The following is a 19830-nucleotide window of genomic DNA, read 5'->3' on the forward strand; positions in this document are numbered from 1 at the left end:
ATGCGTGACATGCGCCGGCACGAGCCCCCCGATATGCGCGACGCGGCCAGTGCTTGCGGTAAAATCGCGGCGAACTTGCGGCCCGTCGTGCCCGCTGTCCCGCCTGTCCCGCAGGGCAACGCGGCGGCACGGCACGGCGAAGCGCCGCCATCCAACGAACCGCATCGAACCCACGGAAGCCGGATCATGTACCAGTCGGACATCACCCAGTTCATCAATCAGTTGAAAACGCAGAAGCCGTCGCTGGAAGAAGAACAGCGCCGCGGGCGCGCGCTGCTGTGGGACAAGCAGCCGATCGACCTCGATGAGCGCGACCGCCAGCAGACGTCGCGCGTGAAGCAGACGCCTTACGTCTACTACCAGAACTTCTGAACGTGAGCGCCGGCCACGAGCCGCAACCGCCGCACGTCGAGCCGCGCGGCGACGCGCGCGACGACGCCCGGAATTCGCGCGACGTGGCGCTCGCCGCCCCCGCGACCGATTCGACGCCCGACACCATCGACGGCGTCGCGTTCGCGCATCTCTACGGCGAGCCGCTCTGGAAGCTGCCGACCGATCTGTACATTCCGCCCGATGCGCTCGAAGTCTTTCTCGAAGCGTTCGAAGGCCCGCTCGACCTCTTGCTGTACCTGATCCGCAAGCAGAACTTCAACGTACTCGACATTCCGATGGCGGATGTCACCGCGCAATACCTCGGCTATGTCGACCAGATTCGCCAGTCGAATCTCGAACTGGCGTCGGAGTATCTGCTGATGGCGGCGATGCTCATCGAGATCAAGTCGCGGATGCTGCTGCCGGTCAAGAAAGCGGACACCGGCGAGGACGCCGAAGACCCGCGCGCCGAACTCGTGCGGCGGCTGCTCGAATACGAGCAGATGAAACTCGCGGCGCAGCGCATCGACCAGTTGCCGCAACTGGGCCGCGACTTCCTCCGCGCGGACGTGTATATCGAGCAGTCGACGGAACAGCGCTTCCCCGACGTCGACATGAACGACCTGCGCGCCGCCTGGGCCGATGTCATCAAGCGCGCCAAGCTCGTGCAGCATCACAAGATTTCGCGCGAGGAACTCTCGGTGCGCGAGCACATGAGCGTGATCCTGCGCCGCCTGCAGAACGCGCGCTTCATGGAGTTCAGCGAACTCTTCGATACTTCGCGCGGCGTGCCCGTCGTCGTGGTGAACTTCATCGCCATGCTGGAGCTGTCGCGTGAATCACTGATCGAAATCACGCAGGCCGAGCCTTATGCGCCGATCTACGTGAGACTGGCGTACTCTCCCGCCTAGAAGCCGCCCTTTCCTTACTTGCCTTGGGGCGGCCGGTCAACCGCCGCCCGCCAGGAGACACCCGCTCGATGAAAGTCATCAGCTCCATTCACGAACTGCGCGACCAGTTGCGCGGCCAGAACCGCACCGCCTTCGTCCCGACGATGGGCAACCTTCACGAAGGCCATCTCTCGCTGATGCGTCTCGCGCGGCAGCACGGCGATCCGGTCGTCGCGAGCATCTTCGTCAACCGGCTGCAATTCGGTCCGAACGAAGACTTCGACAAATATCCGCGCACGCTGCTGGACGATATCGAGAAGCTGCAAAGCGAAAACGTGTACGTGCTGTTCGCGCCGACGGAAACCGATATGTATCCGGAGCCGCAGCAGTATCGCGTGCATCCGCCGCACAACCTCGGCGACATTCTCGAAGGCGAGTTCCGCCCCGGCTTCTTCCAGGGCGTGTGCACGGTCGTGATGAAGCTGATGTCGTGCGTGCAGCCGCGCGTCGCGGTGTTCGGCAAGAAGGACTACCAGCAGTTGATGATCGTGCGGCAGATGTGCCACCAGTTCGCGCTGCCGACGGAAATCATCGCGGCCGAGACCGTGCGCGACGAAGACGGCCTCGCGCTGTCGTCGCGCAATCGCTTTTTGTCGGCGGACGAGCGTGCCGAAGCGCCGCAGCTCGCGCTGCAACTGAACCGCGTGCGCGAAGGCGTGCTGTCTGGCAATCGCGATATCGCCGCACTGGAGCGCGACGCGATGAACGCGCTCGCCGAACGCGGCTGGAAGCCCGATTACATCAGCGTGCGCAAGCGCGTCGACCTGCTCGCGCCGGGCGAAGCGGATGCGAACGCGCCGCTCGTCGTGCTGGCAGCGGCGAAACTGGGCAACACGCGCCTCATCGACAATCTGGAAATCTGAAGGAAGTCTGCAACATGCAACGCACCATGCTCAAATCGAAGATTCATCGCGCGACGGTCACGCACTGCGAGCTGCATTACGAAGGCTCGTGCGCCATCGACGAGGACCTGCTCGAAGCGGCGAATCTGCTGGAGAACGAGCAAATCGACATCTGGAACGTGAACAACGGCGAGCGGCTCACGACGTACGCGATCAAGGGCGAGCGCGGCAGCGGCATGATTTCGCTGAACGGATCGGCGGCGCGGCGCGCGCAACTCGGCGATCTGGTGATCATCGCGGCGTTCGCTTCGGTCGATGAGGAAGAGATCAAGGCGGGCTGGAAGCCGAACCTCGTGTTCGTCGATGGCGAGAACCGGATCAAGGGCAGCCGGGATCATGTGCCGGCGCAGAGCTGGACGTAATCTCCAGACCGAGTTGTAGTCGAGGCCGGCGCTTCTCTTTGGGGAGCGCCGGTTTTTTCATGGCGAGGCCACATTCCTCGTTTCCGCTCGGGAACGAAACGTCCACGCAGAAGATCGCACAGCAACGGCCCGTGCGAGTCCGAAACCTCACTGCCGCAGGCGCAGCGCACCGGGAACGGCACGCCTACCTCCCCTGCGCCCACTCGACGATCGGCTGCCACTGCTCCAGATCCTTCTCGACCCGGCTCTTGGCCACGTCCCACAGCGTGAGGCCGTGCGCCGCGAGCTGCACATAGTTCTGCGTATCGCGCAGATAACCCAGCACCGGCAGATCGAGCCCGTCGACGAAACGATGCAACTGCTCCGCCGATCGCGTGCGCGCATCCACCCGCATGCCGACCACGCCGACCTGGATCGCGCCCTTGCGCACCGCTTTTTCCTTCGCCAGCTTCGTCAGGAAGTCCTGCGTGGCCAGAATGTCGAACATCGATGGCTGCAGCGGCACGATGACCTTGTCGGCCAGTTGCAGCGCGAGCGCGAGCCGATTGCCATGCACGCCGGCCGGCGTATCCACGATGGCTTTTTCCAGACCTTTCGGCGGCTTCGCGGGGGCATCGACATCGACGCCCCATTCTTCGATCTTCGGCAGCGTATCGACGCGCAGCGAAAGCCACGCATGGGCGGAGCGCTGCTTGTCGAGATCGGCGAGCGCGACCCATTCGCCGTTCGCCGCGAAGTAACCTGCGAGGTTGGTTGCGAGCGTGCTCTTGCCGACGCCGCCCTTCGGATTTGCCACCACGATCACGGTCATGAAAGGTCCTGGAGTTTGTCCGGCGCGGCGTTATCGCAAGACGACGCGCACGATTTCGTCGTTATAGAACGGATGCATGATTCGAGCCGTTGATATTATCGGCAAAACCGGCGCGCGCGGCACGCTGGCCGAACGGCCAGGTCACGTCGCACGCGCCATTCATCACACTTCGACGGACCACGCCCATGCCGCTTCGCCCCGATGTCACGCTCGATTTCCTGCGCAACCGCCAGAAAGGCCGCCTGCCCGATCTGCTCGGCGTGCAGCTTCTGTCGCTCGATGAAGGCGCGCTCACCGGCGAACTCGTGATCCGGCCGGAACTGCTCGCGCCGAACGGCTTTCTGCACGCGGCGACGGTCGTCGGTCTCGCGGATACATGCTGCGGCTACGCGTGCATCGCGCATCTGCCGGACAAGGCGCAGAACTTCACGACGCTCGAACTCAAGAGCAACCATGTGTCGACGGCGCGCGACGGAAAGATCGTCGCGAAGGCGAGCGCCGTGCATCTCGGGCGCAGCACGCACGTCTGGGATGCGACGGTGACGAACGGCGACGGCAAGCTGATCGCGATGTTTCGGTGTACGCAGATGATTCTTTATTGACGAAGGCTCACCCGAACGCCGCCATCAATGCATCGAGATCGAGCGCCTGCGCGAACGAATCCGCGAGCCGCTCGAGCGATGCCTCCCGCAGCGCCGGATAATCCAACGGCGCGGCGTCCTCCACCCCCGCCCACGCGAGCAGCGCGGCGCACGCTTCGGGCGTATCGAAAAGGCCGTGCAGATACGTCGCGGCGACTTGTCCGTCGGATGAAATCCCGCCGTCGCCCCGTCCGCCGTCCAGCATGACGGCGGGATTGTCCAGCGCAGCGCCACGCGTGCGTCCCATGTGAATCTCGTAGCCGCGCACGCTTGCCTGCGCGCCGCCGATCGCGAGCCGCCCCGTCACGTTTTCCAGTTGTTTATGCGGCGTCAGCACGGTATGAAGATCGAGCAAGCCGAGTCCATCGACACACCCCGCCGCGCCCTCGATGCCATCCGGATCGTCTATCTCGCGCCCGAGCATCTGCATGCCGCCGCAGATGCCTAGCACCTTGCCGCCATATCGAAGATGCCGTGCGATCGCCCGATCCCAGCCGTTCTCGCGCAGCCACGCAAGATCGCGCTGCACGTTCTTCGATCCCGGCAGGACGATCAGATCCGCCGCCGGCGGCGCGACACCCCCGCGCACATACTCGAAATCGACCTGAGGATGCGCCCGCAACGCATCGAAGTCCGTGTGATTGCTGATACGCGGCAACGCCGGCACGATCACCTTCAGCGCCGGCCGGTCGCCGCGTGCGTGAGCATCGCGCGGCAGCATGTCCTCGGCATCGAGCGTGAGGCCGTGCAGGTACGGCAGCACGCCGAGCACCGGCTTGCCCGTCTGTGCTTCCAGCCAGTCGAGGCCCGGCTTAAGCAACGAGAGATCGCCGCGAAACCGGTTGATGACGAAGCCCTCGACGCGCGCCCGCTCGCTCTCCGACAGGCACGCGAGCGTGCCGACGAGATGCGCGAACACGCCGCCGCGATCGATATCCGCAACCAGCACGACCGGGCAATCGACATGTTCCGCGAAGCCCATGTTGGCGATATCGCGATCGCGCAGATTGATCTCGGCGGGACTGCCCGCGCCTTCGACGATGACCGCATCGAACTCGGCTTGCAGCCGCGCATAGGATGCGAGCACGGCATCGAAGGCAGTGCGCTTGTACTCGTGATACGCGCGGGCATCGAGATTGGCGTGCGCGTGGCCGTGAATGATGACCTGCGCGCCGCGATCGCTCGTCGGCTTCAGCAGCACAGGATTGAAGTCGATCCGCGCGGGCACGCCCGCCGCGATCGCCTGCAGGGCCTGCGCGCGGCCAATCTCGCCGCCATCGACCGTCACCGCGCTGTTGAGCGCCATGTTCTGCGGCTTGAACGGTGCGACCTTCACGCCGTTTCGCCGCGCGAGGCGGCAGAGGCCCGCGACGAGCGTGCTCTTGCCGGCATCGGACGTGGTGCCCTGAATCATCAGCGTGCCGCGGGGCGTAAATGGCATCGGGAAGTTCCTGGTAAGCGCAGCCCGCCATCTTATCCCGCCGCTACAATATTGCGATGACCTCCAATGTCTTCACTCGCGACCTCACGTTCATCCTCGGCGGCGCCCGTTCGGGCAAGAGCGCCTATGCCGAACGTCTCGCCGATGAAAGCGGCCTGCCCGTCACCTACATTGCGACCGCGCGCATCGGCGATGCCGAATTCGCCGAACGCGTGCGGCATCATCGCGAGCGGCGGCCCGCGCACTGGACGCTCGTCGAAGCGCCGCTCGACCTCGCGGGCGCATTGCGCGAAGCGGACCACGCGGGACACTGCGTGCTGATCGATTGCCTCACGTTATGGCTCGCCAATCTGCTTTGCCCGCCCGAAGCCACGCACGACGAAACCGCCGCGCTTTCCTGCGAAGCGACGCAAGCCTTCGATGCCTTCGACCGCGCGCTCGCCGATGTACGCGGCAAGGTCATTGTCGTCAGCAACGAGATCGGGCTCGGCGTCGTGCCGCTCGGCTCGGTGACGCGTCTTTATGTCGACGAGCTCGGCCGCCTGAATCAGCGCGTCGCCGCCGCGAGCACGCACGCCGTGTTGATGGTCGCGGGCCTGCCGCTCGCGCTCAAGGGCTGACGCGATGCTGCTGCTCTCCGTCTACGCGATGGCGCTGCTCGCGGTGCTCGGCGTGATCGTGGATCGCATATTCGGCGAACCGCGCAGGCGGCATCCACTCGTCGGCTTCGGCACGCTCGCCGCAAGAATCGAAGCGCGCATGAATACGGGGCATCGCGCACGGCCGGCAGGAATCGTCGCGTGGTTCGCGGCGGTCGCGCCGCCTGTCGTGATCGCGTGGATGCTGGTGAGCGTGCTGCCGTTCACGTATGCATGCCTCGTCCACGTCCTGCTGCTGTGGTTCGCGCTCGGCGCCAAGAGCTTGCGCGAGCATATCGCGCCGATCGCCCGCGCGCTGAGTTTCGGCGATATCGACGGCGCGCGCACGCTGACATCGCGCATCGTGTCCCGCGATACCTCGCACGCCGATGAAAACGCGCTCTCGCGTGCGGCCGTCGAATCGGCATTGGAGAACGGCAACGATGCGATCTTCGGCGCGCTGTTCTGGTTCGCGATAGCGGGCGGCCCCGGCGCGCTCGCGTTTCGTCTCGCGAACACGCTCGATGCGATGTGGGGCTATCGCACGCCGCGTTATCTGCGCTTCGGCTGGGCGGCCGCGCGCTTCGACGACGTGCTCAACTTCATTCCCGCGCGGCTGACGGCGGCGACCTACGCGCTCACCGGCGATACGCGCATGGCGTGGCATTGCTGGCGAACGCAGGCGCGCTCCTGGGACAGCCCGAACGCGGGCCCGGTGATGGCGTCGGGCGCGGGCAGCCTCAACGTGCTGATCGGCGGCGCGGCGGTGTATCACGGCGTGCTCGAAGCCCGGCCGACGCTCGGCGCGGGCCACGATGCAACGCCACGCGATGTGGTGGCCGCATTGCGCCTCGTCGATCGTTCCATGATGTTGTGGCTCGCGGTGCTGCTCGTGCTTGCGGTTTTCAGTGTGACGACGAATGGCTGATGCAATCCTCCACGGCGGCAATCTGCGCGAAGCCGCGCGCCGCTACGCAATCGCACTCGACGACTGGCTCGACCTGTCGACGGGCATCAATCCGCGCGGGTATCCGGTGCCGCCCGTGCCGCCCGACGCATGGCGGCGCCTGCCCGAAGACGACGACGGCCTCGCCGATTGCGCCGCGCGTTACTATGGCGCGCCGCACGCGCTGCCGGTAGCCGGATCGCAGGCGGCGATCCGCGCATTGCCTCAGATACTCACGCGCGGCGTCGCGGGCGTCGCGCCGCTGGCTTACGGCGAATACGCGCCGGCGTTCGCGCGCGCGGGGCATTCCATCGACACGTTCGACATCACGTGCGCCGATCTACCGGCGACGCTCGATCACGTGATCATCGGGAATCCGAACAATCCGACCGCTGACCGCCTTTCACGCGAAACGCTGATGCGCTGGCACGCGCAACTTGCATCGCGCGGCGGAACGCTGATCGTCGATGAAGCCTTCGCCGACGTGGACCCGGATGCATCGCTTGCCGCCGAGACGGCGCGCGACGGGCTCGTCGTGCTGCGCTCCGTGGGCAAGTTCTTCGGGCTCGCGGGCATCCGCGCGGGCTTCGTGCTCGCCGCGCCCGCCATGACCGGTGCGTTGCGCGATGCGCTCGGCGCGTGGACCGTCGGCGGCCCGGCGCGTCATGCGACGATCGCGGCGTTCGCCGACCATGCATGGCAGCACGAAACCCGCGACCGCCTGAAACGCGATGGCGCGCGTCTCGCCGCCCTCATCGCGCGTCATGGCTTCGACGTGCGCGCGACGCCGCTCTTTACGTGGACGCCGACGCCGCGCGCACCTTCGCTGCAACATGAACTGGCGATGCGCGGTATCTGGACGCGTCTGTTCGACCGACCGGGAATGACGACGAGCCTTCGCATCGGCTTGGCCGGCAGCGAAGGCGACTGGGCGCGGCTCGAACGCGCACTCGCGGAGATTCGCGCATGAGGTTCGTCGCGCTCGTCGCCCTCTTCGTCGCGATGCACGCTCAGGCCGCGATCACCGTCACCGACGACACCGGCGCGCCCGTCACCCTCCCCGCTCCGGCGACGCGAGTGGTAAGCCTCGCGCCGCACGTCACCGAATTGCTGTTCGCGGCGGGCGGCGGCGCGCGCATCGTCGGCACGGTGAGTTACAGCGATTACCCGAAGGAAGCGCAGGCGATCCCGCGCGTCGGCGACAACAAGGCGCTCGATCTCGAACGCATCGTCGCGCTGCATCCCGACCTGATCGTCGTGTGGCGGCATGGCAATGCCGCGCGTCAGATGGATCGCCTCAAAGCGCTCGGCATTCCGCTCTATTTCAGCGAGCCGAAGCGTCTCGACGATATCGCCGCGAGCATCGACAAGCTCGGCGCACTGCTCGGCACGCAAGAGCACGCGCGTGCCGCATCGACGGCCTTCACACGCAACATCGCGCAACTGCGTGCGAAGTACGCCGCGCTGCCGCCGGTGCGCGTCTTCTATCAGGTCTGGGACGATCCGCTGATGACGCTCAATCGCGACAACGTGCTCAGCGAAGTCATCGGCTTGTGCGGCGGCGAGAACGTGTTCGCAGCCGAAGCGCCGCGCGTGCCGACGATATCGACCGAAGCCGTGCTCGCGGCCAACCCGGAAGCCATCGTCACCGCGACGCCCGGCGCCACGAAGCCGGATCGCGCGCTGCCGGCGCTGGATCGATGGAAGCGCTGGACGTCGATGACCGCGGTGGCGCGCGGCAATCTGTTCGGCATCGATGGCGACGTCATCAATCGACCGACGCCGCGCATCGCGCTCGGTGCGGCGGAGCTTTGTCGCGATCTGGATGTTGCGCGAAGGAAGCGCTGACGGCGACGCTCAGGCGTTCCATCGCACGACGATCCACCCCGCATCCATACGGCGAAGCCACACGATCCCTTCGAAATCGAGCGCCCACTGCAGCACGTTCGCATGGTCGAGCCGCAGCAAGCGCGCCGCGAGAACACGCATGACGCCCGCATGGGCGACGACGTGCATGGTGCGCGAAGCATCGGCGGATGCGTCGTCGAACCAGTCGGTCACGCGCGCGCTGAACTGCGCGAGACTTTCGCCGCCATGCGGACGCGCATGTTCGAGATCGGCGGCCCACGCATCGATCATCGCGCGATCGATGTCGTTCCACGCGCAGCCTTCCCACGCGCCGAAATGCATCTCGGCGAGACGCGCATCGATGCTGGCCGATCCGAGCGCATGCGCCAGCGACGCGCATCGGCGCAACGGACTCGAATGCCATCCGTCGATGCAATCGGGCACGTTCAGCGCACGCATCCGCGCAAGCAAGCCGCCCGCCGTTTCGTTCGCATCGCGAAGAAGCGGCGCGTCGGTCTGGCCGTAGCACACGCCCGCGTCGATATCGACAGCGGGATGACGTATCAGTACGAGATCCATGCGAGCCCGATGAGATAGATCGCGATTTCGAACACCTGCTGCGCGAAGCCCAGGCAATCGCCCGTATAGCCGCCGATGCGCCGCACGAAGTAGCGTCCTGCGATGAAACGTATCGATGCGAGAGCGACGATCGTCAGGAAGGCGAACTTCCAGCCGAACGTGAAAAGCCACGGCAAGCCGAACGCCATTGCCAGCGCGAACGGCATCGCGCTCATGCGCTGCGCGACCGGCTTCGCCTTGCCTTCGGCGCGCACGTAGTCGAGCGTCACGAGATAGCTGATCGCGAACGCGCGGCTCGCGGCATGCGCGGCGACCATCAGCGTCGCGGCGCGCATCGGCGGCAAGGCGGCCAGCGCCTGCCACTTGAGCGCCAGCGCGATGACGAGCGCAATCGCCCCAAACGCGCCGATGCGCGAATCGTGCATGATGCGCAACACGTCGTCGCGCGTGTAGCCGCCGCCGAAGGCATCGGCGCAATCGGCGAGGCCGTCTTCGTGGAACGCGCCGGTCAGCACGAGCGTCGTGGCCATCGACAGCAACACCGCCACGCCCGCCGGAAACACGTGCAGCGCCGCGAGATAAACGAGGGCCGCGACGCCGCCGACCATCGCGCCGACGAGCGGAAAGTAGCGCGCCGCCGCGTTCAGATAACCGGGATCGAACCCGACCCAGCGTGGCACCGGCACGCGTGTGAAGTAGCCGAGCGCGGTGAAGAAGTAGCGCAGCTCGTCGAGCGCGCGGCTCATGGCTGCGCGTCTTGCTTGTTCGATACGCCCGCCGAATCGAAGCTCGCCATCTCGTCGACGAACGCGACGGCCGCGCGCAGGATCGGCAACGCGAGCGCCGCGCCCGTGCCTTCGCCGAGACGCAGGTCGAGTTGCAGGAGCGGCGCGGCACTGAAATGCGCCAGCATGCGCCGATGCCCCGCCTCGTCCGATGCGTGCGCGAACACGCAATAGTCGAGCACCTCCGGCGCGATCTTCGACGCGACGAGCAGCGCCGAACTCGCGATGAAGCCGTCGACGAGCACCGTCATGCGCGCCTCGGCTGCAGCGAGATACGCGCCCGTCATCATCGCAATCTCGAAGCCGCCGAAAGTGGCGAGCGTATCGATCGCATCGCCGCTCGATTCGCGCGACGCGAGCGCGCGGGCCAGCACGTCGCGTTTATGCGCGAGCCCTCGATCGTCGAGACCGGTGCCGCGTCCGACGCAATCGTCGATCGGCAACGCGCACAACCGGCTCATCAGGCACGCCGCCGCCGATGTATTCGCGATGCCCATCTCGCCGAAGCCGATCACGTTCGTGCCGAGCGACGCGTGATGCCGCACGCGCGCCGCGCCCCGCGCGATGCCTTCCAGCGCCGTGTCGCGCGACATCGCCGCTTCGCGTGCGAAGTTGCGGGTGCCGGGGCCGAGCGACAATCGTTCGTATCCCTGATCGATGGGTATCGGCGTCGCAACGCCCGCATCGACGATTTCGAGCGTCATGCCGACGGAACGCGAGAGCGCATTGATCGCCGCGCCTCCGCTCAGAAAATTCGCGACCATCTGCGCCGTCACTTCCTGCGGATACGGACTCACGCCTTCCGCCGCGATGCCGTGATCGCCCGCGAAGACGATCATCGCGGGACGTTCGACGCGCGGCTTCGTCGCGCCCTGTATCAGGCCCATCTGCAGCGCCAGCGATTCGAGCCGCCCCAGGCTGCCCGGCGGCTTCGTCTTCATGTCGATGATGCGGCGCAGGTCGGCTTCGATGGCGCGATCGAGCGCGCGGGGCATCGGTATGGACATGGGCTGTTCCTTGGTGAAATGATCAAATGGGAAAGCGAGGCACGAGCGCCTCATGCCCGCCATCGCGGATCAGCACGAGCGGATAGCCGAACGCGGCGCTCGCGCGCTCGGCCGTCAGGACATCGGCGACGCGGCCCGCATACGCGCCACCCTTGCCGTCGAGCAACAGCGCATGCGTGGCGAAACGGCGCGCGAGGTTCAGATCGTGGCACGAGAGCACGACCGCGCGGCGTTCATCGCGTGCGGCTTTCGCGAGCGCATGCAGGCAATCGATCTGATGATGCAGGTCCAGATGCGCGAGCGGTTCGTCGAGCAAAAGCAGCGGCGCGTGCTGACACAGCACGGCGGCGAGCGCGACGCGCTGCCGTTCGCCGCCCGACAGCGTCAGCACGTCGCGCGATGCGAATGCGGCGAGGCCGAGCGCATCGAGCGCGGCGTGGGCGGCGGCGCGGTCGTCGTCGCTTTCCCAGCCCCAGCCGGTGAGATACGGAAAACGGTTGAGCAGCACGGTGTCGAGCACAGTCGCGCTGAACGCGTCGTGCGTGCTTTGCGGCATCAGCGCGCGATGCCGTGCGAGGTCCGCCGCGCGCCATTGTTTGAGTGCGCGGCCATCGAGCGATACGCCGCCCGCCGCCGGTTTCGCGAGTCCCGCGAGCACGCCGATGAGCGTCGTCTTGCCCGCGCCGTTCGGCCCCGCGATGCACCACACTTCGCCCGCCGCGATGGTCGCGCTCAGTTCATCGACCAGTGTGCGGTCGCCAGCGCGGAGCGTGAGCTTGTCGATGCGGAGCGTGTTCATCGCGGGCGGCGCAAGAGCATCCACAGGAACATCGGCACGCCGACGAGCGCCGTCACCACGCCCACCGGCAACTGCCCCGGCGCGATGACGGTGCGCGCGGCGAGATCGGCGCTCATCACGGCGAGCCCACCGGCCAGCGGCGCGGCGGGCACGAGCATGCGCTGATCGTTGCCGCATGCAAGCCGCAAGAGATGCGGCACGACGAGCCCGACGAAGCCGATGGTCCCCGCCGTCGTCACTGCGGCCGCGGCCGCAAGCGACGCCACGAGATACACGCGCAGGCGCAATCGTTCGACGGGCACGCCGAGCGCGCGCGCGGCCGCATCGCCACGCAGCAGCACGTTCAGTTGCGGCGCGACGGGCACGATCGTGGCAAGCGCCACGACGAGCGCGATCATCGCGGGCCAGGGCGTGGCTGCGCCGTTGAGGTCGCCGGTGAGCCAGAAAAGCATGCCGCGCAGCCGGTTCTCCGGCGCAACGCTGAGTATCAGCGTGATGAGCGCGCCCCATCCCGCCGCGATCACCACGCCGGTCAGCAACAGCCTCGGTGATGCGTCCTGCTCGCCGTGCCACAGATGCCTGCGCGCAAGGCCGAGCACCAGCACGATCGACACGAACGCGCCGATGCACGCGGCAAGGTCGACGCCCCACCACGGCATCGACGCGAGCATCGCGGCAAGCGCGAAGGTCGCCGCGCCGCCGGATACGCCGAGCACGTACGGCTCCGCGAGCGGATTACGCAGCAGCACTTGCAGCAGCGCACCGGCGAGCGCCAGCAGCGCGCCCGATGCAAAGCCAGCCAAAGCGCGCGGCAAACGTAACGTAAGGACGATGTCATCGGCGATATCGGGCGTGGCGGAATGCGCGTGCAGCAGCGCGGCGATTGCACGCGACATCGGCAGATTCACGCTGCCGAGCGCAAGCGACGCCACGAGCATGACGAGCGCCATCGCGCCGAGCGCGAGCCAGATGACGGCGGCGCGGCTAGCGTTCATCGCGTCTCGATGACGGCGTCATGCTCACGACGGATGCCATCCGAGTGTGATATACGCGCCGCGTCGCGGCGTGTTGTACGAGTAAGCGAGTTCATAGTCCCGGTCGAACAGATTGTCGATGCGCGCGCTCACGTACCACGACTTCGTGATGTCATAGCGCGCGGACAGATTGACCACGCCGTAGCCTGCAAGCGTCGAATCGTAATCGCTGCGCGCGCCGCTCACGATCCACTCGCCGCCCACGCGCCATCGTCCGATCGATCGATGCGCCGACAGCGATGCGAAGCGCCGCGCACGTCGCGTCAGCTCTTCGTGATTCGTCTCGTCGACGGGATTCTGGAACGTGACACCGGCGCGTAGATCCGTTGCGCCCACATGCCCCGCCCACGATCCCTCGACGCCCTGCACTTTCGCGCGCCCCACGTTCTGCGCGATATAGAAGCCGCTGCCATCCGATACGTAATCGATCAGATTCGAATAGCGCGTCTGGAATGCCGTCACGCGCAGCACGCCCACTTTGTCCGATGCGTACTGCAACGCCGCTTCGACCGAATGGCTGCGCTCCGGTTGAATCGACGCATTGCCGCTGAACGGATAGTAGAGGTCATCGAAGCTCGGGGCGCGGAACGACACCGCATAGCTCGCGCTCGCGCGCCAGTGGGCATCGAACCTGTAGGCGTAGCCGAGATAGTAGCTGTTCGCGCCGCCGAAATCGGAATACTGGTCGTGACGCACGTTCGCCTGAACCTCGCTCGAGCCGAAGCGCCCCACGTAACCCGCGAACACCGAATTCACGTGACGGTCCGGCGCGCTCAGCTGATCCGAATCGAGCGATTGATCGAGATGCTCGTAGCCGAACAGCAGCTTGTGGGCATCGGCGAGCCTGAAGTCGTTCTGCCAGAGGTACTGATGCGTCTCCGAGTTGAATCGGCTCGTATAGACGCCGTTCTGCTCGATGTTCGCGCGGTCCTGCCCCTGCGCCATCGTGAAGTGCGTGGTCCAGCGGTCGGTCAGCTTGCCGTTCGCGAACACCGACGCCGAGCGCACGCGGTCGTGCGTCTTGTTGATGTCGGTCGGCGAGCCGTAGGCATCGTCGAAGCTGTCGACGCCGTTCGCTTGCAAAAAGCGCACGCCCGCGTCCCACTTGTCGGTGAACTTGTGGCGCAGCGTCGCCGCGACGCTTTCGTTGAGATAGCCGTTCGCGTTCGGGTTGGCATTGGGCGCAAGCGCGGGATCGATCGACGAGAAGCCGTCGGTCTTTTCGCGGGACACGTTGAGGCTGAACGTGGTGCGGCCATCGGCGTCGAGCGCGCCGTCGACGCCCGCCGACTGACGCTGCGTGTGATAGCTGCCGTACTCGGCTTCGAAGTGGAAGCGCGGCGGGTGTGCATCGCCCTCTTTCGTGAAGATCTGCACGACGCCGCCGATCGCATTCGATCCATACAGCGCCGATACATTGCCGTTCACGACTTCGACGCGATCGGTCTGATCGAGCATTAGCTGCGACAACTGCGCCGCGCCGAGCGATACCGACTCCACGCGCACGCCGTCGATCAGCACGAGCGATTGCGACGACGCCGCGCCGCGTATGTACACGCCCGAATTCGCGCCTGGCCCGCCGTTGCGGGTGATCTGCACGCCGGGCGCGAGCGCGATGAGGCCGAGCACATCGTCGGCGTTGGTGTCGGCGATGTCCTGCTGGTCGAAGAGCGATGTCTGCGGAAGCGAATCGGCGAGCGGCTGCGGGCTGCGCGTCGCGGTCACGACGACGGGCGCGAGTGTTTGGGCGGCGGCATCGGCGGCATCGGCATGCGCGGATTGCACCGGCAGCACGCTGAACGCGGCGCACGCCGCAACGCAAACGGCGCGACGCCTCGTGCCGGACGGAGATGGAACCATGCGTGAAGACTTCCAGTTCGGGGCTGGCGCGTGCCCCGCTCCCCGCGAGGTCTGTGCGCGACGCGCGCGCCGGTCGTCATGACATGGACGCGCTGGACGATTGGCCGGTATCCGGGCTGGCGACGCTTCGTCCCGCCTTCCCGCGCATGGCGCGCAGTGGCGTCGACACGCTTCCTGCAGGGCGCACGCATGACGATGAACCATGCGATGCGACGCGAGAAACGTGCGAGGGACGACTTGCAACTTGCGTTGCGGTCGCTTACCGTTGCGGGGGCAGCACAGGTTGACGCGTCCCGGTCATGCGCCGTGGACTTCGCTCCCTGTTTCCCGTTTGACTGCATCCGCGAGAGAAGCGGACGCGAGCACCAAAAGTGCGGCAAGTTTAGGAGCGGGCATCGGGGCCGTCAAGAACGCGCGCCGTCCCAGCCGCTTGCAATCAACGCGCACGCTCGCTCTTTCCACACACGAATGCATGGCGATGCACGCATGTTCCGGGGTTGTTACGTCTCGAAACGAGACAATTATCGGACGCTGCTTTGAACCGCGCTAAAATGCCAGGTCTTTAGAGGACGCAGCACATGCTCAACGAACTCGAATCACTGTCAGGAAACATCGGCCGGCTGATCAAGATCAGCGAGCGCCACAATCAGGCGCGTCTCGCGCTGGAAGCGCAACTCGAACAATTGCGCGCCGACTACGCGGGCGTACAGGACGAACTCGTGCAGGTGCGAAGCGAGCGCGACGCATTGCAAGCCGAGCGTGACTCGCTCTCCGCGAAGATCGACGACGCTCAGGTGCGCTTGAACGCCATCCTCGAAAAACTGCCGCGCGGCAAGACGCAGCACGCGGAAAGCGACAATCAACTGGACCTTCTCAACGCCGAAGCCGAAAAGCACGCATCGCGCGGCGCGCAGCACGAACATGCGCATGCGGAAGAGATGCAGGGCGCTCACCATCACGGAGAGAAGGCATGACGACCACGCAGATCGAAGTATCCATCCTCGGGCAACCGTATCGCCTCGCGTGCTCGCCTGAAACGGAAGCCGCGTTGCGCGAAGCGGTCGCCCGCGTCGATGCGGAAATGAACAAGATCCGCAATGCAAGCAGCGTGCGCGGCACGGACCGCATCGCAGTGATGGCCGCGCTGTCGCTGGCGTCCGAATTGCTGCGTCTGCAGGAAAGCGTGCGTCACGGCGAGGCCTTCCCCGCCGAAGAAATTCGCCGCACGGTGCACTCGATGAACCAGCAGTTGGGCGCGGTCATCGCGCAGTACGAAGTGCAGTAAGTGCAGGTTATCTGCATGATGGGTTGATCTAATCACCCTCGCGGTGTCAATGAAAAAAAGATACCGCGCGATCGATGGCCGGGGGCTGCATAAGGCAAATGATTGGTGTAGAGTGATGTTTCCCTGCCTGGTGCGCCAAGGTCATATATTCCTTGAACCAATGTCACATTGGCACGGTTGCGGAACCTTGTAACACGGGCGCGCGCGTCACTTAGTCTGATGTACCCGAAGTGTTGCTTACCGCGACCAATCTTGAACCCAGGTTCAGGATGCCGGCCTAGCGGCTGAGGCGGGGACCTTACCCAGACGGCATCGGTTTTCACCGATGCCGTTTTCATTTGCATCGTCGACTCTTGCTGCTCCCTCATGCGCTACTGGCTGATGAAGTCCGAACCGGACGAAGCGAGCATCGATCATCTCGCGCACGCGCCGAAGAAAACCTTGCCGTGGACGGGCGTGCGCAACTATCAGGCGCGCAACTTCATGCGCGACCAGATGACAGTCGGCGACGGCGTGCTCTTCTATCATTCGAGCTGTCCGGAGCCGGGTATCGCGGGCATCGCGAAGGTGGCGTCGACGGCCTATCCCGATCCCACGCAGTTCGATTCGACAAGCCCCTACTTCGATCCGAAGTCCACGCCGGACACGCCGCGCTGGCTGCTCGTCGACGTGAGCTTCGTCAGGAAGATCCCGCTCATTTCGCTTGCAGATTTGCGCGCACACGAGGCGCTCGCCGACATGCAGGTGCTCGCGCGCGGCAACCGGCTGTCGATCACGCCTGTCACGGATGCGCAGTGGCGTTTTATTACCGAACGGCTCGCCGGGAATCGGAACTAAGGACGCGGCCGGACCGCCTAAAGGGCGTCGCGAAACGCGCGACGTTACAGGCCGGAGTCCTTCGATGATGAACAAGAAAACCGCCGCCGCACTCGCTCTTGCGATGTCGAGCGCCGCGCTCACCTTTTCGGCCACTGCCGCTGCGCAGACGGTCATTACCAATCCGCAGCCTTCGGGCGTGCTCTCGCTGTCGGCTCAGGCCAGTGCGCAAGTGCCGCAGGATGTCGTCACCATCACGCTCTTCTACGAGCAGGAAGCCGCCGACCCTTCATCGCTCACCACGACGCTGAATCAGCGTGCCGAGGCCGCGTTGCGCGAGGCGAAGGGCGTCGATGGCGTCACGGCGAAAAGCGGTGCGTTCAGCGTGTATCCGTCGACGGACCGCGACGGCAAGATATCCGCGTGGCGGGGGCGTACCGAAGTCGTGCTCGAATCGCATGACTTCGCGGCGGCGTCGAAGCTCGCGGGCAAGATGAGTTCGTCGATGCAGGTCGGCAACGTCACGTTCTCGCTGTCGCCGGAAGCGCAGCGCGCCGCCGCGCAGAAGCTCTCGACGCAGGCCATCGAATCGTTCCGCAAGCAGGCGCAGGCTGCATCGCAGGCATTCGGCTACAGCAGCTTCACGATTCGGGAAGTGAACGTCGGTCAAAGCGGCGTTGCGCCGCGTCCGGTGATGATGATGCAGGCGCGCGGCATGAACGCCGATGCGAAGATGGCCGCGCCGATGGCGCTGGAAGCCGGCACGACGATGGTGACCGTCGACGTATCCGGCTCCGTGCAGATGGGGCGTTGAACGAGCCCGTGCTCAGGCGGCGTTGGCCGGCACGCGCCGATGCCGCTTGTACGCCCACACCATCATGACGATGCCCGCGATGACCATCGGCAGAGAAAGCCACTGGCCCATCGAAAGATTGAGCGCGAGCAGGCCGAGATAATCGTCCGGTTCGCGCGCGAATTCCACCGTGAAGCGCGCGAGTCCATAGCCGATCAGAAAGAGCGCGGATACGGCGCCCATCGGACGCGGCTTGCGCGAGAACGTCCAGATCAGAATGAACAGCACGATGCCTTCCAGCGCGATTTCATACAACTGAGACGGATGGCGCGGCAGCATCTGATACCGCTGAAAGATTTCGGTCAGATGCCATTGCGCATCCAGTTGCGGATTTTTGGCGAGCCAGACGGCGTCGTCATTCGATGAGTGCTGGAAGAGCATGGCCCACGGCGCGGTCGGGTCGGTCACGCGGCCCCACAGTTCACCGTTGATGAAGTTGCCGAGGCGCCCCGCCGCGAGACCGAGCGGGACCATCGGCGCGACGAAATCCGTCACCTGCAGCCACGTGCGCTTGCGCTGATGCGCGAAGAGCACCATCGCGAGCGTGACGCCGAGAAAGCCGCCGTGGAACGACATCCCGCCTTCCCAAACCTTGAAGACATCGAGCGGATGCGCGAGATAGTAGCTCGCCTTGTAAAACACCACGTAACCGAGGCGTCCGCCGAGAATGGTGCCGAGCACGCCGTAGAACAGCATGTCGTCGATGTCCTTCGCGGTCCAGCCCTGATTCGCGACGAACGGCAGCCGCAGCCGCAGCCTGCCGATGACGATGGCCGATATGAATGCGACCAGATACATGAGGCCGTACCAGCGCACGGCGAGCGGTCCGAGATGAATCGCGACGGGATCGAAATTGGGATGTATGAGCATCGTAAGAAGTGAAGCAAAGCGAGAAGTCAGGCACGAATCATAAAGCAGAGACGGCTGCGGCCCGCGCGCGCACGATCTCGATGAACCCGGCGAGCACCGGGCTCACCTCCGCCGCGCGCCACACGAGTCCCGTTTCGACGACGGGCGCATCGGCCACCGGCCGCAACGGACGATACACCACGCCCGTGCGCCGCAGATGCCGCAGCGATTGCGGCACGAGCGCGACGCCCATGCCCGCCGACACCAGGCTCACGATGGTCTGCATCTGAATCGCCTCTTGGCCGATGCGCGGCGTCAGCCCCGCTGCGCCGTAGCAACCCATGATGATGTCATACAAGCCCGGCGCGAGACGCCTCGGAAACACGACGAGCGGCGCGGCGGCCAGCTCGCGCAGATCGACGGGCGTATCGGCCCATTCCGCCGCGCCCTGCTGCAACTGCTCCGCCGCTTCCGCCGACATCGCGACGACGAGCGGTTCACGCGCGATCGGCAGATAGGAGAGCGACATCGCGTGGCGCGGCGGCAGCGGCGGGATGACAAGGCCCGCATCGATGCGGCCGGCGACGAGTTCTTCGATCTGCACGTCGCTCGTCGCTTCGGTCAGCTGCAGCCGCACGCCGGCATAGCGTGCGCCGAAATCGCGCAGCAGCGCGGGCAGCAGGCCGTAATCCGCCGTCGACACGAACGCGAGCGACAGCACGCCCGCCTCGCCGCGCGCGAGCGATTGCGCGAGCGGACGCAGCGCATCGGCGGAGGCGAGCAGCCGGCGCACTTCGGGCAGCAAGTCCTTGCCGACCGGCGTCAGCTCGACCGTGCGCTTCGTTCGCGCGAACAGCGCCACGCCGAGCGCGTCTTCCAGCGCGCGGATGGCTTGCGAGAGCGGCGGCTGAGTCATCGCGAGCCGCGCGGCGGCACGGCCGAAGTGCATTTCTTCGGCCACCGTCACGAAGTAGCGCAACAAACGCAGCTCGATGGGCGGGTTTCGCTCTTCCATTGATATGTTCCGCGACCTAATACGCCCTGAATAATAT

General features: G+C 65.7%; 23 protein-coding genes, 1 other RNA gene and 1 riboswitch. Of the genes, 14 read left to right on the forward strand and 10 right to left on the reverse strand.

Annotated features, from left to right (window positions below; all coding sequences use genetic code 11):
• Window positions 1-183 precede the first annotated feature (183 nt).
• The 4 genes from P9220_RS00655 (at window position 184) to panD (ending at window position 2586) form a co-directional block, all read left to right on the forward strand.
• On the forward strand, window positions 184-372 hold the full coding sequence (locus P9220_RS00655) for a DUF3460 family protein (protein WP_174447191.1): 189 nt from the start codon (window positions 184-186) through the stop codon (window positions 370-372).
• Between the two features lie 83 nt (window positions 373-455).
• Entirely contained in the window at window positions 456-1283 is an 828-nt protein-coding gene (locus tag P9220_RS00660) for a ScpA family protein (RefSeq protein ID WP_309765328.1), read from the forward strand.
• A 68-nt stretch (window positions 1284-1351) separates the two neighbouring features.
• Window positions 1352-2185 (forward strand): pantoate--beta-alanine ligase, encoded by an 834-nt coding sequence (gene panC, locus P9220_RS00665; RefSeq protein WP_309763100.1) that lies wholly within the window; start codon window positions 1352-1354, stop codon window positions 2183-2185.
• 14 nt (window positions 2186-2199) lie between these two features.
• A complete protein-coding gene (gene panD / locus P9220_RS00670) occupies window positions 2200-2586 on the forward strand; it encodes an aspartate 1-decarboxylase (protein ID WP_309763101.1) in 387 nt (128 codons plus the stop codon).
• A gap of 184 nt (window positions 2587-2770) precedes the next feature.
• Here the strand turns inward: panD and P9220_RS00675 are convergent, their stop codons facing one another.
• Window positions 2771-3397: a ParA family protein gene (locus tag P9220_RS00675; RefSeq protein WP_309763102.1), complete on the reverse strand. Its 627-nt coding sequence runs from the start codon at window positions 3395-3397 to the stop codon at window positions 2771-2773.
• Window positions 3398-3582: 185 nt separating this feature from the next.
• Here P9220_RS00675 and P9220_RS00680 point away from each other — a divergent pair, with 185 nt between their 5' ends.
• The gene (locus tag P9220_RS00680) at window positions 3583-3999 is read left to right on the forward strand and encodes a PaaI family thioesterase (RefSeq protein WP_309763103.1); all 417 of its coding nucleotides are present in this window, start codon (window positions 3583-3585) and stop codon (window positions 3997-3999) included.
• A gap of 7 nt (window positions 4000-4006) precedes the next feature.
• Here P9220_RS00680 and P9220_RS00685 read toward each other — a convergent pair whose 3' ends face one another.
• The gene (locus P9220_RS00685; protein WP_309763104.1) at window positions 4007-5479 is read right to left on the reverse strand and encodes a cobyric acid synthase; all 1473 of its coding nucleotides are present in this window, start codon (window positions 5477-5479) and stop codon (window positions 4007-4009) included.
• Window positions 5480-5535: 56 nt separating this feature from the next.
• On the opposite strand from P9220_RS00685, the gene cobU reads away from it, so the two are divergent.
• The 4 genes from cobU to P9220_RS00705 are packed head-to-tail and all read left to right on the forward strand — an operon-like array spanning window position 5536 to window position 8911.
• The gene (cobU, locus tag P9220_RS00690; RefSeq protein WP_309763105.1) at window positions 5536-6099 is read left to right on the forward strand and encodes a bifunctional adenosylcobinamide kinase/adenosylcobinamide-phosphate guanylyltransferase; all 564 of its coding nucleotides are present in this window, start codon (window positions 5536-5538) and stop codon (window positions 6097-6099) included.
• Window positions 6100-6103: 4 nt separating this feature from the next.
• A complete protein-coding gene (cbiB, locus tag P9220_RS00695; RefSeq protein WP_309763106.1) occupies window positions 6104-7045 on the forward strand; it encodes an adenosylcobinamide-phosphate synthase CbiB in 942 nt (313 codons plus the stop codon).
• Complete coding sequence (cobD, locus tag P9220_RS00700) at window positions 7038-8033, forward strand: threonine-phosphate decarboxylase CobD (protein WP_309763107.1); 996 nt, start codon at window positions 7038-7040, stop codon at window positions 8031-8033. The genes cbiB and cobD overlap by 8 nt, the downstream gene beginning before the upstream one ends.
• Complete coding sequence (locus P9220_RS00705; RefSeq protein ID WP_309763108.1) at window positions 8030-8911, forward strand: cobalamin-binding protein; 882 nt, start codon at window positions 8030-8032, stop codon at window positions 8909-8911. Before cobD ends, P9220_RS00705 begins: the two co-directional genes overlap by 4 nt.
• 9 nt (window positions 8912-8920) lie before the next feature.
• Here P9220_RS00705 and cobC read toward each other — a convergent pair whose 3' ends face one another.
• The 6 genes from cobC to P9220_RS00735 are packed head-to-tail and all read right to left on the reverse strand — an operon-like array spanning window position 8921 to window position 14975.
• Window positions 8921-9490, reverse strand: coding sequence for an alpha-ribazole phosphatase family protein (gene cobC, locus P9220_RS00710; RefSeq protein WP_309763109.1), 570 nt, complete (start codon window positions 9488-9490; stop codon window positions 8921-8923).
• Window positions 9475-10236 (reverse strand): adenosylcobinamide-GDP ribazoletransferase, encoded by a 762-nt coding sequence (locus P9220_RS00715; protein ID WP_309763110.1) that lies wholly within the window; start codon window positions 10234-10236, stop codon window positions 9475-9477. The genes cobC and P9220_RS00715 overlap by 16 nt, the downstream gene beginning before the upstream one ends.
• The gene (cobT, locus tag P9220_RS00720; RefSeq protein ID WP_309763111.1) at window positions 10233-11282 is read right to left on the reverse strand and encodes a nicotinate-nucleotide--dimethylbenzimidazole phosphoribosyltransferase; all 1050 of its coding nucleotides are present in this window, start codon (window positions 11280-11282) and stop codon (window positions 10233-10235) included. Before cobT ends, P9220_RS00715 begins: the two co-directional genes overlap by 4 nt.
• Window positions 11283-11304: 22 nt before the next feature.
• The gene (locus tag P9220_RS00725; protein WP_309763112.1) at window positions 11305-12081 is read right to left on the reverse strand and encodes an ABC transporter ATP-binding protein; all 777 of its coding nucleotides are present in this window, start codon (window positions 12079-12081) and stop codon (window positions 11305-11307) included.
• Complete coding sequence (locus tag P9220_RS00730; protein WP_309763113.1) at window positions 12078-13076, reverse strand: iron ABC transporter permease; 999 nt, start codon at window positions 13074-13076, stop codon at window positions 12078-12080. The genes P9220_RS00725 and P9220_RS00730 overlap by 4 nt, the downstream gene beginning before the upstream one ends.
• 24 nt (window positions 13077-13100) lie before the next feature.
• Window positions 13101-14975: a TonB-dependent receptor domain-containing protein gene (locus P9220_RS00735; protein ID WP_309763114.1), complete on the reverse strand. Its 1875-nt coding sequence runs from the start codon at window positions 14973-14975 to the stop codon at window positions 13101-13103.
• A gap of 84 nt (window positions 14976-15059) precedes the next feature.
• Window positions 15060-15360, reverse strand: a riboswitch (cobalamin riboswitch).
• A gap of 193 nt (window positions 15361-15553) precedes the next feature.
• On the opposite strand from P9220_RS00735, the gene P9220_RS00740 reads away from it, so the two are divergent.
• From P9220_RS00740 to P9220_RS00760, 5 genes are all read left to right on the forward strand, one after another.
• Window positions 15554-15949, forward strand: a complete 396-nt coding sequence (locus tag P9220_RS00740) for an ATPase (RefSeq protein ID WP_309763115.1) — start codon at window positions 15554-15556, stop codon at window positions 15947-15949.
• Complete coding sequence (locus P9220_RS00745; protein ID WP_035960522.1) at window positions 15946-16260, forward strand: cell division protein ZapA; 315 nt, start codon at window positions 15946-15948, stop codon at window positions 16258-16260. The genes P9220_RS00740 and P9220_RS00745 overlap by 4 nt, the downstream gene beginning before the upstream one ends.
• Before the next feature lie 117 nt (window positions 16261-16377).
• A non-coding RNA gene (gene ssrS / locus P9220_RS00750) (6S RNA) lies at window positions 16378-16560 on the forward strand.
• A gap of 66 nt (window positions 16561-16626) precedes the next feature.
• On the forward strand, window positions 16627-17097 hold the full coding sequence (locus P9220_RS00755; protein WP_309763116.1) for an EVE domain-containing protein: 471 nt from the start codon (window positions 16627-16629) through the stop codon (window positions 17095-17097).
• 67 nt (window positions 17098-17164) lie between these two features.
• Entirely contained in the window at window positions 17165-17890 is a 726-nt protein-coding gene (locus P9220_RS00760; protein ID WP_309765329.1) for an SIMPL domain-containing protein, read from the forward strand.
• A 12-nt stretch (window positions 17891-17902) separates the two neighbouring features.
• Here the strand turns inward: P9220_RS00760 and lgt are convergent, their stop codons facing one another.
• Both lgt and P9220_RS00770 read right to left on the reverse strand, forming a co-directional pair.
• Window positions 17903-18799, reverse strand: coding sequence for a prolipoprotein diacylglyceryl transferase (gene lgt, locus P9220_RS00765; RefSeq protein ID WP_309763117.1), 897 nt, complete (start codon window positions 18797-18799; stop codon window positions 17903-17905).
• A gap of 37 nt (window positions 18800-18836) precedes the next feature.
• The gene (locus P9220_RS00770) at window positions 18837-19793 is read right to left on the reverse strand and encodes a LysR family transcriptional regulator (RefSeq protein ID WP_309763118.1); all 957 of its coding nucleotides are present in this window, start codon (window positions 19791-19793) and stop codon (window positions 18837-18839) included.
• Window positions 19794-19830: the final 37 nt, after the last annotated feature.

The sequence above is a fragment of the Caballeronia sp. LZ016 genome (genome assembly GCF_031450805.1).
Classification (GTDB): domain Bacteria; phylum Pseudomonadota; class Gammaproteobacteria; order Burkholderiales; family Burkholderiaceae; genus Caballeronia.

Coding starts and splice junctions, on each gene's coding strand:
- cbiB (WP_309763106.1), top strand. CDS start 6,104: ATGCTGCTGCTCTCCGTCTACGCGATGGCGCTGCTCGCGGTGCTCGGC.
- P9220_RS00760 (WP_309765329.1), top strand. CDS start 17,165: ATGAACAAGAAAACCGCCGCCGCACTCGCTCTTGCGATGTCGAGCGCC.
- P9220_RS00675 (WP_309763102.1), bottom strand. CDS start 3,397: ATGACCGTGATCGTGGTGGCAAATCCGAAGGGCGGCGTCGGCAAGAGC.
- P9220_RS00745 (WP_035960522.1), top strand. CDS start 15,946: ATGACGACCACGCAGATCGAAGTATCCATCCTCGGGCAACCGTATCGC.
- P9220_RS00770 (WP_309763118.1), bottom strand. CDS start 19,793: ATGGAAGAGCGAAACCCGCCCATCGAGCTGCGTTTGTTGCGCTACTTC.
- P9220_RS00735 (WP_309763114.1), bottom strand. CDS start 14,975: ATGGTTCCATCTCCGTCCGGCACGAGGCGTCGCGCCGTTTGCGTTGCG.
- cobT (WP_309763111.1), bottom strand. CDS start 11,282: ATGTCCATACCGATGCCCCGCGCGCTCGATCGCGCCATCGAAGCCGAC.
- cobC (WP_309763109.1), bottom strand. CDS start 9,490: ATGGATCTCGTACTGATACGTCATCCCGCTGTCGATATCGACGCGGGC.
- P9220_RS00705 (WP_309763108.1), top strand. CDS start 8,030: ATGAGGTTCGTCGCGCTCGTCGCCCTCTTCGTCGCGATGCACGCTCAG.
- P9220_RS00715 (WP_309763110.1), bottom strand. CDS start 10,236: ATGAGCCGCGCGCTCGACGAGCTGCGCTACTTCTTCACCGCGCTCGGC.
- lgt (WP_309763117.1), bottom strand. CDS start 18,799: ATGCTCATACATCCCAATTTCGATCCCGTCGCGATTCATCTCGGACCG.
- P9220_RS00725 (WP_309763112.1), bottom strand. CDS start 12,081: ATGAACACGCTCCGCATCGACAAGCTCACGCTCCGCGCTGGCGACCGC.
- P9220_RS00740 (WP_309763115.1), top strand. CDS start 15,554: ATGCTCAACGAACTCGAATCACTGTCAGGAAACATCGGCCGGCTGATC.
- panC (WP_309763100.1), top strand. CDS start 1,352: ATGAAAGTCATCAGCTCCATTCACGAACTGCGCGACCAGTTGCGCGGC.
- P9220_RS00755 (WP_309763116.1), top strand. CDS start 16,627: ATGCGCTACTGGCTGATGAAGTCCGAACCGGACGAAGCGAGCATCGAT.
- panD (WP_309763101.1), top strand. CDS start 2,200: ATGCAACGCACCATGCTCAAATCGAAGATTCATCGCGCGACGGTCACG.
- P9220_RS00680 (WP_309763103.1), top strand. CDS start 3,583: ATGCCGCTTCGCCCCGATGTCACGCTCGATTTCCTGCGCAACCGCCAG.
- cobU (WP_309763105.1), top strand. CDS start 5,536: ATGACCTCCAATGTCTTCACTCGCGACCTCACGTTCATCCTCGGCGGC.
- P9220_RS00730 (WP_309763113.1), bottom strand. CDS start 13,076: ATGAACGCTAGCCGCGCCGCCGTCATCTGGCTCGCGCTCGGCGCGATG.
- P9220_RS00685 (WP_309763104.1), bottom strand. CDS start 5,479: ATGCCATTTACGCCCCGCGGCACGCTGATGATTCAGGGCACCACGTCC.
- cobD (WP_309763107.1), top strand. CDS start 7,038: ATGGCTGATGCAATCCTCCACGGCGGCAATCTGCGCGAAGCCGCGCGC.